The organism is Mesorhizobium sp. RCAM 05099 (assembly GCF_059683685.1).
The window spans coordinates 6,168,052-6,184,248 of sequence record NZ_CM185035.1 but is presented as its reverse complement, the minus strand read 5'-3'; the positions used below and the strand labels follow the sequence as shown (position 1 = coordinate 6,184,248).

Here is a 16,197-nt window from a genome sequence, read left to right as displayed (position 1 = left end):
ACAGTTGACACTGGAATGAGGTCTTGGTGTCGATAAGAGCGCCGTCGAAGCACATATCGCCCTCCCAAGGCGCACCGGCCCGGCACGGAGCTCAGTCTCCGGCCGGGCCTTCTACCCTGAATTGCTGCGCTTTGGCCGACCCGTCTCGGCTCCGATATGGGGGCCAGAACTCACTGCAGTTTAGTCATGCAAGACGCTTTTCATAGATTTGTAGAGCAAATCGCAGACAGCGCTGACGCGACGGACCTGCGCAACGCTCTGGGCGAGATTGCCTCTTCCCTCGACTTGCCTTCTTTCGCCTATCTTTTCCCTTCGCCTGGCAAGGGCCGCAAGGTGCGCCTGATTTCCACCTACCCTCAATCCTGGAAATCTCACTACCTTCACAGTCGGTATGAAAAGATTGACCCGGTTATCCATCAGGCGCGTGGTGGTCGGCAACCATTCAACTGGGATGCGCACGGTGCTAATCTCGAACTGTCGACGCAGCAGCGACAATTGATGGATGAGGCGACGCAATTTGGCATTCACTGCGGCTTCACGATCCCGATCCATGACAGCACCGGTACGTTTGCAGCACTAACCTTCGCCTCGGATGAAAGGCGACCACTGTTCTTCCGCCTGATTGACCGATATGACCGCTTGCTGCAGCTCATCGCGATCTTCTTCCATCTTCATGCCTGTCTCAAGTTGGCCGACGGCAGGATCGTGGATGGCGTTGCCCTATCGCGAAGGGAAATCGAGTGTCTGAAGTGGGCGGCTCGCGGAAAGACGGCGTGGGAGATCGGCCGCATCTTGGGAATCAGTCGGCACACCGCAGCCTATCATCGGGATAACGCCAGGAAGAAGCTTGGCGTGAAGACGGCTATTCAGGCAGCCATTCGGCTTGCACTATCCAAGCCATCCCTCTTCACCTGATCTCAGAAACCTGGGCACATACACAGGTTGTATTAGCTCCGGCCTTTGCCTTCAATCGTAGGTGTTATCCATGCGAGGGAGAAGGCCATAATGATGCAGTTGATCACGCCGGATTGCTACGCTGAGTTCAGCGACGAGCTCGAGCAGATGTACCGCTTGCGGTATCGCGTCTTCAGGGATCGACTTGATTGGGACGTTTCGTTCAGCGGCGGCTATGAGGTCGATCCATTCGACGCGCTTCGTCCCCACTACCTCGTGTTGCGTGCGCCCGCCGGACGCATCGACGGCTGCGTGCGCTTGTTGCCGACTACAGGACCGACGATGCTGCGCGACAGCTTCTTCGCTCTCCTTGCAGACCGTTCAGCGCCGGAAGATCCGCGGGTTTGGGAAAGCAGCCGTTTTGCGCTTGATCTGCCGCCTTCCACACCGAAACAGGCCGGCATCGCAATTGGCACCTACGAGCTGTTTGCCGGAATGGTCGAGTTTGGTTTGTCACGCGGTCTGCGCAGCATCGTCACCGTAACCGATCTGCGCATCGAGCGGATCTTGCGTCGCGCCGGCTGGCCACTCGAACGGTTGTCCGATCCGCAAACAATAGGCAACACACGTGCCGTTGCCGGAAATCTCGACGTCTCGACAGAGAGCTTGGAAGCCCTCCGTCGCAATGGCGGGCTCAAGGGCCCGGTGCTATGGACACCGGTCATGAAGATCGCCTGAGCCTGGAATCCAACCCTCTCCTGGAAATGATGCAATGGACGAAACAAGACCTGGCCCTGCTTGGCCGGACAGGCAAGATGATGGTGCCTATGGCTATGTCGAGCAGCTCACCAGCCGAGGCTGGGCCTGGGAATTCCTCAGGCGCAATCCGGACTTCCAGAAGGATCTGGCGAACGCGCTGCGCGGTGCCGAACGCACGAACGCCCGGTGCGTGAACATTATCAGCCTGCCGTCGAACACTGTTGATCTCTCGCGGTGGGGCCTTCTGTTTTGCAAGCTCGAAAAGAACTGATGCGAGCGTCTTTTGGTGCCCCTGCCAATGTCCGCATGTTTTGCCGGTTGCTGCCGAAATGGCGGCGCGGCCGCGCGGGGTCGACGTGCTCGATCTCGCCGCGCGCTCCTGCCGCATCTCCATATTCGTCACGCGGGACGGGCATCAGCACCTCCTTGTCGAGGACAGTGGCAGGAGCTTGCAGCTGGCTGCCTCAGGCGTCAGCATCCTCGAACCTGTGCGATTGACATCCTGCGTCCTCTGGTCGCCAGAGGAACTGAAGCAACGCCTGAACGCGTTGGAATGTCTGAACAGCCTCTGTTGGACCGGCAGGCTGCAACCAGGATTCTTTCCGACCGAGCCCCGTTGCTCGCGGTTGCGCCGCGTCTTGCGTGCGCTCGACGGCTCCATCGCTGGCGCACCACACCGCGAAATCGGCCTTGCCCTCTTCGGCAGAGCCCGCGTCGAGCACGACTGGGCCGACCCCGGTGACCATCTTCGCGACAGCGTCCGCCGTGCAGTCAGACGCGGGCGCTCGCTCATGAACGGTGGGTATAGGCGTTTTCTTCTATAACGACTGTCACCATCAGGCCTTTTGGCCAGAGAACAGCTCTTTGTACCCCGCCACCACCAGCCAGTGGGCGCGCGCGAGATGGCTGCGAACCGCCCTTTGGGCGCGCGCTGGCTCTTGCACCGGATCGATGCCCAATATCGCCTGCGCCATCTCTTCTTCGCTCACATTGTCGGCGCATGCGTCTATGAGCTTCAAATATGTCGTGAAGTGTTCATCGTCGTAAGCGGTCAGGCTCTCCGCCCATGGTACCTCGTCGGCAAAAGCAGGTTGGAACAATCTGTCTACCATTTCATGTCTCGCCTAAGACCTATTCCGCGCCCGCGCAGATCTTGACGGCACAATATCCTAAAATGGGATAAACCGAAACTGGGATTAGTCGGTGAGCCGGTTCCTTGTTGGCCGGTTCGTCTGATGCCGAAATCTCTCCGATCAGCTCGCCAGCGCCGGCTGCTAGAATGGCTGATTGCGGCGCGCAAGACCAAGGGAGTGACCCAGTCCCAGGTAGCTGAAATGTTGGGCCGCCCACAATCCTTCGTGGCCAAGTACGAAGGTGGTGAACGTCGGCTGGACGTAATTGAGTTTCTCGACGTTACCGAGGCTCTCGATATCGACCCTTGCGAGCTTCTGGCACAAATGCGCCGCTCTCGTGATCTGTAGATTGTGTCGCGCTCGGATCGCTCAACAAGGGCCCTCAACATCGCCTCGTCCGCGATCGGCGCATTCAGTTTAGAGTGTAACACCGCTGTCCTCTCTCCGAAAATTGGCTCCGCGAAGCCGTCTGCGGGCGGATTGAGACGTACCGTGTGGAATACATATTATAGTTGATAAACTCAAGATGCCTAATCCGCTGACTTGGGCGGATGGACATGCGCCAGTTGGTCGGACGGAATGTGCAGAGGTTCAGGCAGAAGAACCATCTGACGCAGGAGCAGCTTGCCGAGATCTCCGGCTTCAGTCAGCAGTACATAAGCGGTTTGGAGAAAGGCCGCAGAAATCCGACGATCGTCACGATCTACGAGTTGGCACAAGCCCTCGGGGTGAGCCACATGGAACTCGTGCGGCCCGACAAACAGGCGTGAGACTTTCGCAGAGACCGGGTCTTCTTCGATCAAGATGACGGTGCACCCCGATCGCGCATGCGAGGGCGTAGAATTCACACGATGCGCTTCATACCGGTCAAGACAGATGACAACCAGCCGGCATTGCTGCTGGTTGACCTGGCGCGACAGGCTGATCCGCAATCGCACGCAACTCGCCAATGCGATCCGCAGCTATGCGACAGTATATGGGCTGATCGCCGCCAAAGGATGTGCAGATCGAACCGCTGCTCGGCCGTATCGTGGCAGATGGGACGCTGCCGGATTTTGGCCGCGGAGCTGTTCGCATATCCATGCTCAAGGAATATGCGCAGTTGCAACCACATCTGAAAGACGTCGACGCCAAAATGATACATCCGGCCAAGGAGGCGCCATTCCCTGTGTCGGTCTCCCGATCGATGCGTCGCTACTGGTGATGAAGAGCCCGGCATCTGAGACTTTCGATCGGACCGAAACTTTGCCTCCTGGCCTGGCTCAGCCTGACGCCAAGGATCATTCGGCAGCCGGCAGGATCAGGCTCTGCGGATCACGCGTGCCCGCGAGGAAGCCCTGCGCAGCGTGCTGGTTGGCGCGCGCACCTGGAGATAGCCGCACTCACGGTATTTCGCGGCAATCGCCGCCATGCCTGGAGGCGCCCTTGAGACTGATGTCGGCCACGAGTGTTGGCCGCGGCATTCCATCAACAACGGCGAAAGCCATCCTGCTCCAAATTGCGTCTAAGCACTTCCATTCCAGGCGCCAGCGGAGACCCGAAGAACAGGAGTGATCTGTTGGTTCGAAGGTGGCGAGGCCGCGCTCCACCAATGGTTTCCTCAAGGTTCCCACGGCTTTTATGCGTCGGATGGTCATTCGTAAAATCGATTAGAGCCTTCCTCGGACTTCGGACAGCCTCCTTGCCTGCGGGCAACAACACAACCTCATCGAATGATCCGGTGGCCGATTTGGCTGTGCACGACTGACGGTTAAGGGCGCACGAGGCGCCCTTCATTTTCAGCGACCCCGACTTCGGCTTCCCATCAGAAGCGGTAGGTGACACCTGCGCCTATCAACCAGGGATCGAGAGCGGCCTTCCCCGTCAGCTTCGCGCCGTCCACAGTGACATCGAACTCTGGCTTAAGGAAAAGCTTCTTCACGTCGAAGTTGATGCCCCAATGCTGGTCCACCATGTAGTCGAACCCGACCTGCAGCGCGGTGCCGAACGTGTTCTTAACCTTGAGAGCATCGGCGTTGCCGGCATGCTGGTTATAGAAGATCGTGTAGTTCACGCCAGCACCGACATAGGGCTTGAAAGCGCCGAAATCGGTAAAATGGTACTGCAATGTGAGCGTGGGCGGCAGCAGCCAAACCTTGCCGATATTCCCCAGCCCGCCGATTGAGCCCTGGCCCGTGATGTTGGCATAGGTAGTGCCGAGGATAAGCTCGGCTGCAACGTTGTCCGTGAAGAAATACGAGATGTCGAGTTCCGGCGTCACGGTGTTCGAATAGGAAAGACCGGAGCCGGGCACCGCATTAACGTAGCCCGAATCCTCAGTAATGACCCCCAATGCGCGCAGGCGGACCTGCCAGGGGCTTGGCCATTCCGTGTGCAAGGCACTCTCCTGCGGGTCGAACGGGATTTCCGGAAGGTCTGCCGCGACGGCTTGCTGCGCTACCAGCAGCAGGACGACGGCCGATGTTACTCTTCGCAATACGTTAATTCGCTTTATTGCCATAGTGTTGTTTCCTTTCTCTTTGAAACGGCAGACTTCACTGTGAATAGGTCTGCTGTGTTGTTTGTTATCTGCAGAGCACTGGTGCGAATTTCGTCGCAACTTGTGCACGCATTGTTTGCAACACTCTCGCAGACTATCGACTGTACTCACTTCCTAGATGTTCGCCCTTGTCGAGCTGTCGGTCGTCAATAAAAGCTATCGGCGTGCCAGCCGATCGCGCTGCCAACGAAATTGTCGCCGAAGGCAATGAATGCGGCCCGCTCGGGATTATCCTTGCCGTAGCTGTGCCCGCCTGCACTGGTCCGTAGAAGTAAGCGGAATAGGCACCCCCGAGGCGCGCAGGCGGATCTTCCAAAAGCTTGGCTCTTAGATTGGTGTCGTAGACGGGCACGGGTAAGGGGGAGGGGGAGGGTAAGGCGGAGAGGCGCAAGGGGCTTGTGGATGGTTCGTCGCGACAGCCTGCTGTGCCAGCAGCATCAGGGCGACGGCCGCTGCTACTCCCCGCGCCACATTCGTTTGCTTTGTTGCCATGAAATTATCTCCTTGCTCTTCAGAAATGGTAGACTGCTATAGTCCTGCAGTATTGATTGGGATCGACAGAGTGCGGGCGCGCATTTGCGCAAACCGTGCTCGTATTATTTGCACCGTTCTCGCTGTCATCGACCTCTACTCGCTCATTCGTAGTTTGCTTTTGCCGGCCTCCCGGTCGTCAATGAAATACTTTCGGCTTGCCAGCCGATGACGCTGCGAAGGAAATTGATGCCAAGACTGATGAATGCAGCGCGCTCCCGATTGTCCTTGCCGAAGCCGTGCCCGCCTGCGACAGGCTCGTAAAAGTAAGCGGGATAGCCAAGAGCCTGCAGTTTTGCGGCCATCTTGCGCGCATGGCCCGGGTGGACGCGGTCGTCGCGTTTCGTGGTCGCGAGCAGGACAGGCGGATAGGGCTGTCCCGGCGTGGCAGTGTGATAGGCGGAGATTTCCTTCAGAAAAGCCCAATCGTCAGCCTTGTCGGGATCGCCATATTCGTCGATCCAGCTCGCGCCCGCCAGGAGCTTGGTGTAGCGGCGCATGTCGACAAGCGGAACCGTGCAGAATAGCGCGCCGAAATGCTCAGGATAGCGCGTAAGCATGTTGGCAATCAGCAGGCCGCCATTTGACCCGCCCTCGGCGGCAATCCGCCTCGGCAGCGTAATGCCCCTTCGCACCAGGTCGGCAGCAACAGCGGCGAAATCGGCATGGGCGAGACGCTTGCCCTCCCTCCGCCCGGCATCGTGCCAGCGGGTGCCGAACTCGCCGCCCCCGCGGATGTTCGCCACCACACACGTGCCGCCGCGCTCGAGCCACAGCTTGCCGAGCGAGGAGTTGTAGTGGGGCAGGAGCGATATGCCGAACCCGCCATAGGCGGAAAGGTGAATCGCGGCATCCCCGTTCTCGGCTGCCGGACCGACCTGCGTATAGGGAATCTTCTCACCATCGATCGAGACTGCCTCGTGGCGCGTGACCACCAGTCCGGATGCGTCGAAATTCTTCGGGCTGCGCTTCAGGATTACTGAAACGCTGAGAGGCGGCGCGGCTTCGAGATCCAATAGGAAAAGCTGCGGCGGCGTGATCGGATCCTGAGCCCAGACCAGGATCTCTCCATTGGTCTCGTGATCTGCCGCATCGAGTGACCAGAGGTCAACAGTCCCTTCGGCGGGAAACGTGTTCAGGGCTCGGCGCGTCCATTCCTGCGGGCCCGGGGTGAATATCTCGAATCTCGGAACGAGGTTCGCCAGGTAGGCGATAATGAGCTTCCCGTTATTCCAGAAGAATGACTGCAGGACCCGCCTCTCGGCTGGTTCGAACAGAGTGCTAAAACGGCGCTCGCCAGCCAGGAAAGAGGAAAGCGAGATGCCGATCAGCGCGTCGGCGCAATAGGTCGTCCCGGCAACCGTCCATGCCTTGCGCGGCTTTACCGCCAGCCAATCGCCGAAGGTATTCCATCTGGCGTCCTTGGGAAGGCCGATCTCAATCTTCGGCCCGCTTCTATCGCCAATGCGGACTATTTTCTCGAGCCAGGCAAGCTGCTCGACGAACCATAGGCGCTCGCTCTTGGCGGTGCGGTCCACATGGCCAGACACACCCAGGGTTTCGGAACCGGTCTCGAAGATTACTGGGGCCGTCAGGGGATCCGCGCCACGCTTCCACAACCGCACGGTCCGCGCGAAGCCGGAGCGGGTGGCCATGCCCTCACCAAGCGCACTGAAGAGCAGAAGCGCGTCAGGGTCGAGCCAATCAATGTTGCCCTTGGCCTCGGGGAGATTGAAACCATCGGCGACAAAGCTCAGAGAGATCAGGTCGAATTCGCGATGCACGACCGCGTCGCTGCCGCCGCGCGACAGGCGCAGAACGGCTCTTTCCCTTGTCTCCGGCTCGATCGACGCGCTGGCCCAGACCCAGTCTTCTCCCTCTCTCGCAGCGAGGAAGTCAAGATTGAGCAGTACCTCCCACTGGGGATCCGTCTTCATGTAGGTGGCAAGGGTGGTCCGGCGCCACAGCCCGCGCGGATTTCCGGCATCTTGCCAGAAATTGTAGAGGTACTGACCGCGGCGCGTGATAAGGGGAATCCTGTCGGGACGGTCGAAAATCGCTGTAAGCGCCGCCCGGTCGCTCTCGAACTGCGTTCCACCGAAGTTCCCCAGGGTCCTGGCCGACTGGCTGGCGGTCCACGCAAGTGCCCGTTCGCCTTCTACATCTTCAAGCCAAAGATGGGGATCATCGTCGGGTGCATCCAGCGTTGGGCGGAAATCGAATTCGCTCATGTCCGGACAACCTGAAGAATAAAAGCGCAAAGGCTTCCGTCGGCTCGGGAAAGCTCGGTGTTCGCGGCGACGACCGCCTGTTCGAAAAGCGTGAGCATGGGATGAGTTCTTCTCAGTTGGTGCGGCGCAGCAGTGCGCTTGAGGACAGGACAGCATGTGTCGTGCCAACTAGGAAAATCGTTTCAGAACAATGCGATCACTCTGACAGCGCTGTGTCTCATGTCCGACATCGTCGAAGATCCGACAATGACTGCACTCGTAACCACCAGATCGACCTTCGATACGGGCTCAGTGACACGGTGCAAAACTCAAGCAGGGAAGTTCATAGCGAACTTGGTCGGGACGCAACATCGTCACTCCAACACGCTTCGCGTCTCCGCTTCGATTGGCAGATACCCATGAGTTGACGACGATCTGAGCGACAAAGGCCGCCTGCGCGTCTAAATCTACACACCGCCAGCGAAAAGAATCGGAGATCCGAGGGAAAGGGGATGGGGCACCGGCCGAATGATGGTTGTGCAAGCTCTTCCCAGCATTCTAGGCTTCACCGCTTGACGCATTGAGGTCTATCCATTGTGCCAGCCAGCTGCGTTCAAACGGACGCAAGCTTGGTCCCTATGAGAACTTGGCGTGCAGGCGGCCCATCATCTGATATAACAATGGGCAGGCGAAGTAAGTCTGCCTGGAAATTGCCTGCATCCAAGGGGCAAGTGGAGCACGGCCGCGCTCCATCTCGTACTGTCCGCAGAGAAGCCGGCGTGAGCACCACCAACAGGCCATTGCGCGTCTCGCGGTTCGTTTTTTTCGGTTCACCGATAGTCGGCTTCGCCTGGTGCAACTGCACAGGCTGCCATAGTGTGAAGTTTCGCCTCCAGTGGCGGGGAAGGAGGCCTTCGATGATCCAGCCTACCGTGCGCTTGCTGGATCCGCGATCGCAGCCAGATGCGCAATAATGAGGAGGGAAAGTTTGATGCTCTGGGCGCTGTCCCCGCATCGACCGACAGCTGGGACGAACTAGACGTCGCACTCCATGCTGAGAGTCGTCGCGGTTGATAATGTGGTGCCTGGCATGCAGCAGATCCCGGTTGCCCGGCGTCGTCTCGGGAAATTGCGTTCAGAACCCACGGGGGGAAGCTGATTCATGCACTATTCAGCTTCGTCCGCCGTTGTCCGATACCCGACAATGTCGGATACACAACATAGCAGAATCTGATCCGTCAGTTGTTTTTAAACGCTTTTTTGCCTTGGCGCGGTACATGCGAAGGTTACGGCAAAAGGCGTCGGACTGAGGAGAAGTCGTCTCAGGCCCCGAAAAACCGCTGAGTTACGCCACCTCCCAAGGCGTGCCCGGCCCGGCAGTGAGCTCCGTCTCCTGCCGGGCATCCGTTTCCAGGGTGTATATGCCCCTTGGCGTTCAGAAGTTGAGGTTGGGCGGCGGGAATATCCGGCTGAAGAGGGTGCGGCGAATGGAACATGAAGAAGGCAATCTCCAAGCCTCTTGAGGAGGATTTCGGATCGCATTAAGCGGCGCCGGAGAAACCTAAAGGCTGTGGGCGCGGCACTAGAGGCTCTTGTCCGACGATGCGATTATGGCATCGCAAAACATCGCCGTCATGAGCGACTGCGGACTGCGTCGTCTGTTCACGCCGGCTAGCCGAATTATAGTCCACTTTCTCGTTCACGAAACGTGCTTACATTAGCTGTCGCTCAATAAGCTGGCGAGTACAATCTCCATCCATGGACAAGCCGCTTACTGGCGGAAGTTGTGCACTTGAAAGTGTACCCCGGGGAAACGGAAGGCCTTGCATTCCTTGGGTTTCAAGGGAATCGGATGGGAAATGGTGCCCTTGCCCGGCACCAGCGAGCAGCGATCTTCCGATGCCGGTCGTCAGAGATCACGCGATTGTCGGACCTGCGAACCGCGCCAACAGATGCTTCAGATCCCGCCCATGCAAAGGTATTTCATTTCGAGATAGTCCTCGAGGCCGTGTCGGGAACCCTCCCGCCCGATGCCGGACTGCTTCATCCCGCCGAAGGGTGCTGCTTCCGAGGACATGCGTCCCGTGTTGATGCCAACCATGCCATATTCCAATGCCTCGGCCACGCGCCAGACACGCTTCAGGTTTGAGGCATAGAAGTAGGCAGCGAGGCCGTAGATCGTGTCGTTGGCCTCACGCACGACCTGATCCGCATCTTCGAAACGAATGATCGGAGCCAAGGGCCCAAATGTCTCCTCTTGCGCCACTGTCATTTCGCTGGAGACCTCCGTGAGGACCGTCGGTTGGAAAAAAGTGCCTTGCTTGCCGATGCGTTTGCCCCCGCATCGAATTGTGCCGCCTTTTGCGACGGCATCGGCGATATGGGATTCGATCTTGGCCAAAGCATGCCTGTCGATCAGTGGTCCGATGTCCGCTCCCAGAGTGAAGCCGTCGCCAACCGATAAGTGCTGGACTTTCCCCACGAATTTCTCGACGAACTCATCGTGAACGCTCGATTGGACGTAAATGCGGTTCGCCGAAACGCAGGTCTGGCCGGCATTGCGGAACTTCGCCTGGATCGCGCCATCAACCGCGGCATCGATATCGGCGTCGTCGAATGCGATAAAAGGTGCATTGCCGCCGAGCTCGAGGCTGACCTTCTTGATCTGCTCCGAGCACTGGCGCATCAGCAGCCGGCCAACCTCTGTCGAGCCGGTGAAGCTGATCTTGCGGACCTTGGGATTGGTGCAGAGTTCGCGACCGACTGCATCGCCTTCGGACGCATAGATCAGGTTGACAACGCCTTCGGGAAAGCCAGCCTGGTGCGCAAGGGCAAACATTGCGCCAGCCACGAGCGGCGTCTGTTCAGCGGGCTTGAGGATGATCGTGCAGCCCGCCGCTAAGGCCGGCGAGATTTTGCGCGCCACCATCGAGGCCGGGAAATTCCACGGCGTGATCGTCCCGACGACGCCGATGGGTTGCTTGATCACCAGCATCCGACGGTCCGTCGATGGTGCGGAGATCGTCTCGCCATAGATGCGATTGGCCTCTTCGGCATACCATTGTAGATACGCCGCCGCGTGCGATATCTCCGACCTGGCTTCCGCAAGCGGCTTGCCCATCTCCGCGGTGAGAATCGCGGCGAGATCGTCGGCGTGGTCGATGATCAACTGATGCCATCGCCACAGAACATCGCTGCGCTCACGTGCGGTCAGCGCGGCCCATGCAGGCTGCGCGACATAGGCCTTGTCGATCGCAGCGCGTGTCTCCTCCACGCCCATGTCCGGAAGCTCTGCCAGCACTTCGCCGGTCGACGGGTTGAGGACGTCGAACATCCGCTCGCTGAGCCGCGTGCCAAGCGCCGGCAGGCGATCAATGGGTCCAAACAGGTCCGGGGATCTCAGGTGCCGGATCATCGGGAGGCACAGAGGCAATAGCGGATTCCTCCCCAACGCAGCGGGTATATGTCAGCAGTATGCTTGTGTATTCCGCGACGTCCTGGTTCCTTATAGGGCCTCAGCCAGACACCTGGTAGGCCACCGTCCCCAAACAGGAAAAGGAGGGCTACTTTGAGTTCTCCGGAAGATGGCTCGCGGTTCTCACTAGCCGAAAATTGCCAAGGCCCAGCGCACCGTCATTCACCACCTCTGGGCCGATGCAAAGGAGCGCATCGATGGCAGCTGGCTGACCGCATGGGGCCGTGACACTCAGCCAAGGCAAACCCGGCCTCGCATGAGGTGGGCACCCCTGACAAATGCCGTCGACACCCGAAAATCCTGACCCGCCATTAAGAAAACCCCGCTGAAAATCGACGGGGTTTGTCAGCGGTCTGGGTCCGTTAAAAGAGGACCTATTTGCTCACCAGCCGGACTTCTCCCCATGAAAAAGGCTCACAAGGGAGAAGGGCGCTCCCAGAAGAGGGGGAGAAGCCAAGGCGTGTGCAAAAGCGCGGCGATGTTGGTTCGTCGTCACATCAATTCTCCATCTCTGGCAAGAGATAGCCGGTGGTCGAATGGTCGGGCACGAGATAGCGACGATGATATCAAGACCGAGCGCGACGTAGTTCTGGAGGAACGCCGCTGGCGCATCGACAACAATCCGCAAGCTGTGCTCGACGAGGAAGTCGACGCCACGCTCTGGCAGAACCAGTCCTACCGGGTCCCGATCATTGGCTGGATGCAGGAGATCGAGCAGTTGAACTGGGAGGCCGCCTTCGGTTTCTACGATCTATACTATAAGCCCAATAACGCCGTGCTCGTGGTGGCTGGTGACGTCGAGCCGGAAACGGTGAAGGCGCTGGCCAGAAAGACGTATGGAAAGGTTGCAGCTGGTTTAGACCGCATCCGCCCGGTCGAGCCGGAGAAGAACACCAAGCGTACCGTGACGCTGACCGATGTGCGCGTTTCGGTGCCCCGCTTTTCCACGCAATGGGTAGTGCCGTCCTATCATACGGCCGAAGCTGGCGAGGCCGAGGCGCTTGACCTCCTGGCCGATATCCTCGGCGGCGGGAACCGCAGCCGGCTCTACCAGCAGCTGTTGGTGAAGCAGGGTATTGCTGCCGAGACCGGTGCCAATTTCGAGGGCACCATGCTGGATGCCACCAGCTTCACCATCTACGCATCGCCGCGGGGCGATGCCAAGCTCGCCGATCTGGAAGTCGCGGCTAATGCCGAGATCGCCCGCATCGTCAAGGACGGTGTGACCGATGACGAGCTGAGCAAGGCCAAGGACCGCCGTGTCCGCTCGGTGATCCTCGCCCGCGACAACCCGGCCTGCACGGCCCACATATATGGCTCGACGCTTGCCACCGGCGGCAGCGTAAAGGATGTCGCGGAATGGCCGGACCGTATTCGCAAGGTCACCGCCGATCAGGTGAAGGCCGTCGCCGCACGTCGGTGAAGAAGATATTCTCCATGCGATCGGCCTCGAAGCTCATCATCTGCTCCAATGCCGACGGCGCCACCGTCTCATGGAAGGCGGTGTAGTCATAGGAGGTGAAGGCGTTGTGCGAGCCGCCGATGGCGGAGACGGCGCGGTCGAACTCGCCGGCTGCATGGTTGAAAGTCGCTGCCTTGAACATCAGATGCTCGACAAAATGGGCAAGGCCAGATTTGCCCGGCGGCTCGTCGGCGCTGCCGATCTTGTACCACACCATATGGGTGACGATCGGCGCACGGTGATCGGGGATGACGACCACCTCCATGCCGTTGTCGAGCAGGAAATCAGTGACTTTATCATCATCTTTAGCGGCCAGAACCGGAGCGGTCGCCGAGAGAACCAATGCGGTGCAATGAATGCCTCCGCAGCCAGTGAAACCGAAGTTCGATCGATGGCCCCCGTTGTGGTGGCCGGTCGACAGACAAGGTTTGAGGCCAAGTGATTTGTTCCTCATTTTGAAGGGCTTCGTCCCCGTCTCCTCTTGCGCGCCGGATCGTCGCGCAACGCTGAGCCGGGTGAGCAACCGTCTTCGTGTTGCCAGGCCTAGCTCGAGTGTCATCTTCGGATGGGTCTGGGAGGCCCGCGGCTGTATTTCTTGGTGAGGTCCCAAGCCGCAAGTGCTTCGCATTCGGCCAGGTCCGATGTCCGACAATGTCGGATACGCAACATAGCAAAGGCCGATCGACCACATCGCCTCCAACGGTTTTCTGATTTGGCACGATACATGCGCGGTTATCCGAAACGCGCGTCCGGGAGACGATCGAGCACGCGGCCGCGCAGGAGATATGATGTGCCTCGAATTCAGTGCGGCACGGGAGAGGGTTGGAATGGGGATGATGCTTGTCGCCGCAGATCGCTGTCATCGACAGGCAGGCCAGGGTCGACGCTGAACGAGCAGAGGAGTCAGGAGCCTGGGTCGTAGGAAAGGGGAGGTGGCCGCCGGACTCTTCGCAGTAGAGGTGGCGAAGAGGCTGGCTGAGGAGGCGACGGCATCTTGCACGCGCCATGCAGGTAGTTTTACGCGCTGGTTAGCCGACGAACAGATCGATGTTTCTAATCGGGACCGGCTCCAAGCTCAACGCTATGATGCCAACAACAGCCTGATCCTGGTCAATTTCAGATGTGCCAACCGCCGCGCTGGATAATGGAACATCTCTTGCGTGCTTTCTATAACAAACACCAGGGTCATTAAATCAAGCAGGAAGTCGTCGATCGCCTAGGCGATTGTTTGTGACTTATCGTCGAACTGATCCAGCAAAACGCGCGCCCTATCGATCGCATCCGCGCTGGCCGCATCGACTAACGCCTCGATCCTTTCGAAACAATCCAATTCCGAACTCCTTCAAGCCCTCGCCAGGGTCATGCACCAAGGTGGCGACGTGAACCACCCGGCCGTTGACCCGTGGCGCGAGCCACTATCAGCAGATCAAGCCGGGGCCGTGCAATTTTTCGTTTTTGCTTTGCCTATAGTCTCGGCTATGAAGCGGACTGGCCTTATGGCCTGCCCACGCTGCAATTGTTACAAAGGAATACCCATATGGCGACCGGAACGGTGAAGTGGTTCAACAGCTCCAAGGGATTTGGATTTATCCAGCCCGACAATGGGGGGCAGGATGTTTTCGTCCACATCTCCGCTGTCGAGCGCGCGGGCCTTTCTACCCTCAATGAAGGTCAGAAGATCAACTATGAGATCGAACAGGACCGCCGCACTGGCAAGTCATCCGCTGGCAGTCTCAGCAAAGCTGGCTGATTTTCAGGTCGCGTCCCGCGAGAGCCGGAAGCACGCGGTACGTCCCGGATGGGCTAACCCGACCGGAAGGCCGGAGCAGCAGATTGCTGCAAGCGGTCGCGAAGGCTGTCTGCAAAGGTAAGGCGGGGGTTGCTCCCCCGCCTTTCATATTCCGCGCAGATCATGCCAATGGCAGCAGCGAATCTCGGTTGCCGAGATTAAGCCGCGACCTTCTTGCGAGTCCGCTTCGCCGGCACCGGCGTTTCCGGCTCCTTCGGTTTGCGGCCGAGCCCCATCGTCTTGGCCAAGGCCGAGCGCGCCGCTGCGTAGTTCGGGGCGACCATGGGATAATCCGCCGACAGGCCCCATTTGGCGCGATACTCATCCGGCGTCAGCCCATAGTGGGTCGACAGATGGCGCTTTAGCGATTTGAATTTCTTCCCGTCCTCAAGTGAGATGATGTAGTCCGGTGTCACCGACTTCTTGATCGGGACCGCAGGCTTGAGAGCCTCAGGCTCTGCTGCGGAGACGCTTCCGGTCGTGCCTTTCAAAGCTGCGTGCACTTGGCCGATCAGAGCAGGGAGATCCCCCACCGGAACCGGATTGTTGGAGACATAGGCTGAGACGACATCGGCGGTGAGCTCGATGAGGGTGTCGATGTTCTTGTCGGCTTCTTCTGTCATGAAACTCTCCGGTCGGCTTGAAACGTAGTCGGCGAAGCGTCGCTTCATAGTGGCGGCTGCCGCTGAAAGCAACAAATGTCTCGACAGGATTATTGCGATGCTCGTCCAGCATCGAGGTCTATAGCCGCATCCCACCATTCCCGGGTGAGGCCGATCGCGTCACCTTCGACAACTTGGCCAAGGCAGTTGAAGCCTTTGAGGCGACGTTGGTCACGCCGGCCCCCTTCGATGCCTTCCTCAATGGCGATGATGCAGCCATGACTTCCGAACAGAAACAGGGCCTGGCGCTTTTCATGGAGAAGGGTGCTCGTCCTGCCATGCCGGTATCAACGTTGGCGGGCAGGACTTTTACCAATTCGGCCTTGTGGAAAGCCCAGCGCGAGGTCCTGCCGAAAAAGGGCAAGGGCCGCTTTGCGGTCACCAATACAGCTGACGATTCCTATGTTTTCCGCGCGGCGCCGCTGCGCAACGTAGCACTCACCGCGCCGTACTTTCATTCGGGCAAGGTTTGGGATCTGAAACAGGCCGTGGCCATTATGGGCGCCACCCGGCTCGGGCGAAGAATTGAAGGCAGAAGAAGTCGACCTGCTCGTTGCCTTCCTCAACTCGCTGACCGGAAAGGTACCGGAGGTGGTCTTGCCCATCTTACCCGCCGAAACGGCGACAACGCCTCGACCTGCATCGCAGATCTTAAGGAAATGAATAGCCGGAGCTGGCTACGGAAAGTTGCAATCAACAATGATTGCGACCATCACTGGGAAGAGATGATCGCAACCTCCTTG

The 16,197-nt window shown here is 58.9% G+C and carries 13 protein-coding genes and 4 pseudogenes; 11 read left to right on the top strand and 6 right to left on the bottom strand.

The annotated features are described in order from the left end of the window. The first annotated feature begins 186 nt into the window (after positions 1 to 186). The 4 genes from AC56QQ_RS30670 to AC56QQ_RS30655 all read left to right on the top strand — a co-directional run bounded on the left by AC56QQ_RS30670 (position 187) and on the right by AC56QQ_RS30655 (position 2,477). On the top strand, positions 187 to 915 hold the full coding sequence (locus AC56QQ_RS30670; protein ID WP_497124499.1) for a LuxR family transcriptional regulator: 729 nt from the start codon (positions 187 to 189) through the stop codon (positions 913 to 915). A 90-nt stretch (positions 916 to 1,005) separates the two neighbouring features. Beyond that, the gene (locus AC56QQ_RS30665; RefSeq protein WP_497124498.1) at positions 1,006 to 1,632 is read left to right on the top strand and encodes an acyl-homoserine-lactone synthase; all 627 of its coding nucleotides are present in this window, start codon (positions 1,006 to 1,008) and stop codon (positions 1,630 to 1,632) included. Positions 1,633 to 1,666: 34 nt separating this feature from the next. Beyond that, on the top strand, positions 1,667 to 1,924 hold the full coding sequence (locus AC56QQ_RS30660; RefSeq protein WP_497124497.1) for a transcriptional regulator domain-containing protein: 258 nt from the start codon (positions 1,667 to 1,669) through the stop codon (positions 1,922 to 1,924). Between the two features lie 58 nt (positions 1,925 to 1,982). Further along, a complete protein-coding gene (locus AC56QQ_RS30655) occupies positions 1,983 to 2,477 on the top strand; it encodes a DUF2285 domain-containing protein (protein ID WP_497124496.1) in 495 nt (164 codons plus the stop codon). A 12-nt stretch (positions 2,478 to 2,489) separates the two neighbouring features. On the opposite strand, the gene AC56QQ_RS30650 is transcribed toward AC56QQ_RS30655, so the two are convergent. Then, positions 2,490 to 2,765 (bottom strand): DNA -binding domain-containing protein, encoded by a 276-nt coding sequence (locus AC56QQ_RS30650; RefSeq protein WP_497124495.1) that lies wholly within the window; start codon positions 2,763 to 2,765, stop codon positions 2,490 to 2,492. A gap of 123 nt (positions 2,766 to 2,888) precedes the next feature. Between AC56QQ_RS30650 and AC56QQ_RS30645 the strand changes: the two genes are divergently transcribed. The 3 genes and pseudogenes from AC56QQ_RS30645 to AC56QQ_RS30635 form a co-directional block, all read left to right on the top strand. Continuing rightward, positions 2,889 to 3,134, top strand: coding sequence for a helix-turn-helix domain-containing protein (locus AC56QQ_RS30645; RefSeq protein WP_497124494.1), 246 nt, complete (start codon positions 2,889 to 2,891; stop codon positions 3,132 to 3,134). Between the two features lie 203 nt (positions 3,135 to 3,337). Then, positions 3,338 to 3,556 (top strand): helix-turn-helix domain-containing protein, encoded by a 219-nt coding sequence (locus AC56QQ_RS30640; RefSeq protein WP_111548122.1) that lies wholly within the window; start codon positions 3,338 to 3,340, stop codon positions 3,554 to 3,556. Positions 3,557 to 3,634: 78 nt separating this feature from the next. Beyond that, positions 3,635 to 4,153, top strand: a pseudogene (locus AC56QQ_RS30635) (transposase); the annotation flags it as partial. Positions 4,154 to 4,590: 437 nt separating this feature from the next. On the opposite strand, the gene AC56QQ_RS30630 reads toward AC56QQ_RS30635, so the two are convergent. The 3 genes from AC56QQ_RS30630 to AC56QQ_RS30620 form a co-directional block, all read right to left on the bottom strand. Next, on the bottom strand, positions 4,591 to 5,286 hold the full coding sequence (locus AC56QQ_RS30630) for an OmpW/AlkL family protein (RefSeq protein ID WP_497124492.1): 696 nt from the start codon (positions 5,284 to 5,286) through the stop codon (positions 4,591 to 4,593). Between the two features lie 674 nt (positions 5,287 to 5,960). Continuing rightward, the gene (locus AC56QQ_RS30625) at positions 5,961 to 8,087 is read right to left on the bottom strand and encodes a prolyl oligopeptidase family serine peptidase (protein ID WP_497124491.1); all 2,127 of its coding nucleotides are present in this window, start codon (positions 8,085 to 8,087) and stop codon (positions 5,961 to 5,963) included. A 1,936-nt stretch (positions 8,088 to 10,023) separates the two neighbouring features. Beyond that, positions 10,024 to 11,481 carry an NAD-dependent succinate-semialdehyde dehydrogenase gene (locus AC56QQ_RS30620; protein WP_497129187.1) on the bottom strand — a complete coding sequence of 486 codons (1,458 nt, stop codon included), beginning with the start codon at positions 11,479 to 11,481 and terminating at the stop codon, positions 10,024 to 10,026. Positions 11,482 to 12,094: 613 nt separating this feature from the next. On the opposite strand from AC56QQ_RS30620, the pseudogene AC56QQ_RS30615 reads away from it, so the two are divergent. Further along, positions 12,095 to 12,964 (top strand): annotated as a pseudogene (locus tag AC56QQ_RS30615) (M16 family metallopeptidase); the annotation flags it as partial. Here AC56QQ_RS30615 and AC56QQ_RS30610 read toward each other — a convergent pair. Further along, positions 12,957 to 13,428 (bottom strand): annotated as a pseudogene (locus AC56QQ_RS30610) (M16 family metallopeptidase); the annotation flags it as partial. The pseudogenes AC56QQ_RS30615 and AC56QQ_RS30610 overlap by 8 nt on opposite strands. 507 nt (positions 13,429 to 13,935) lie before the next feature. Here AC56QQ_RS30610 and AC56QQ_RS30605 point away from each other — a divergent pair. Then, on the top strand, positions 13,936 to 14,148 hold the full coding sequence (locus tag AC56QQ_RS30605; protein WP_497124490.1) for a hypothetical protein: 213 nt from the start codon (positions 13,936 to 13,938) through the stop codon (positions 14,146 to 14,148). Positions 14,149 to 14,540: 392 nt separating this feature from the next. Further along, entirely contained in the window at positions 14,541 to 14,753 is a 213-nt protein-coding gene (locus AC56QQ_RS30600) for a cold-shock protein (RefSeq protein WP_095495993.1), read from the top strand. Positions 14,754 to 14,950: 197 nt separating this feature from the next. On the opposite strand, the gene AC56QQ_RS30595 is transcribed toward AC56QQ_RS30600, so the two are convergent. Next, a complete protein-coding gene (locus tag AC56QQ_RS30595) occupies positions 14,951 to 15,415 on the bottom strand; it encodes a Ros/MucR family transcriptional regulator (RefSeq protein WP_258599975.1) in 465 nt (154 codons plus the stop codon). Between the two features lie 137 nt (positions 15,416 to 15,552). Here AC56QQ_RS30595 and AC56QQ_RS30590 point away from each other — a divergent pair. Further along, positions 15,553 to 16,117 (top strand): annotated as a pseudogene (locus tag AC56QQ_RS30590) (cytochrome-c peroxidase); the annotation flags it as partial. Positions 16,118 to 16,197: the final 80 nt, after the last annotated feature.

Coding starts and splice junctions, on each gene's coding strand:
- AC56QQ_RS30660 (WP_497124497.1), top strand. CDS start 1,667: ATGGACGAAACAAGACCTGGCCCTGCTTGGCCGGACAGGCAAGATGAT.
- AC56QQ_RS30645 (WP_497124494.1), top strand. CDS start 2,889: ATGCCGAAATCTCTCCGATCAGCTCGCCAGCGCCGGCTGCTAGAATGG.
- AC56QQ_RS30640 (WP_111548122.1), top strand. CDS start 3,338: ATGGACATGCGCCAGTTGGTCGGACGGAATGTGCAGAGGTTCAGGCAG.
- AC56QQ_RS30595 (WP_258599975.1), bottom strand. CDS start 15,415: ATGACAGAAGAAGCCGACAAGAACATCGACACCCTCATCGAGCTCACC.
- AC56QQ_RS30600 (WP_095495993.1), top strand. CDS start 14,541: ATGGCGACCGGAACGGTGAAGTGGTTCAACAGCTCCAAGGGATTTGGA.
- AC56QQ_RS30665 (WP_497124498.1), top strand. CDS start 1,006: ATGATGCAGTTGATCACGCCGGATTGCTACGCTGAGTTCAGCGACGAG.
- AC56QQ_RS30620 (WP_497129187.1), bottom strand. CDS start 11,481: ATGATCCGGCACCTGAGATCCCCGGACCTGTTTGGACCCATTGATCGC.
- AC56QQ_RS30630 (WP_497124492.1), bottom strand. CDS start 5,286: ATGGCAATAAAGCGAATTAACGTATTGCGAAGAGTAACATCGGCCGTC.
- AC56QQ_RS30670 (WP_497124499.1), top strand. CDS start 187: ATGCAAGACGCTTTTCATAGATTTGTAGAGCAAATCGCAGACAGCGCT.
- AC56QQ_RS30650 (WP_497124495.1), bottom strand. CDS start 2,765: ATGGTAGACAGATTGTTCCAACCTGCTTTTGCCGACGAGGTACCATGG.
- AC56QQ_RS30655 (WP_497124496.1), top strand. CDS start 1,983: ATGGCGGCGCGGCCGCGCGGGGTCGACGTGCTCGATCTCGCCGCGCGC.
- AC56QQ_RS30625 (WP_497124491.1), bottom strand. CDS start 8,087: ATGAGCGAATTCGATTTCCGCCCAACGCTGGATGCACCCGACGATGAT.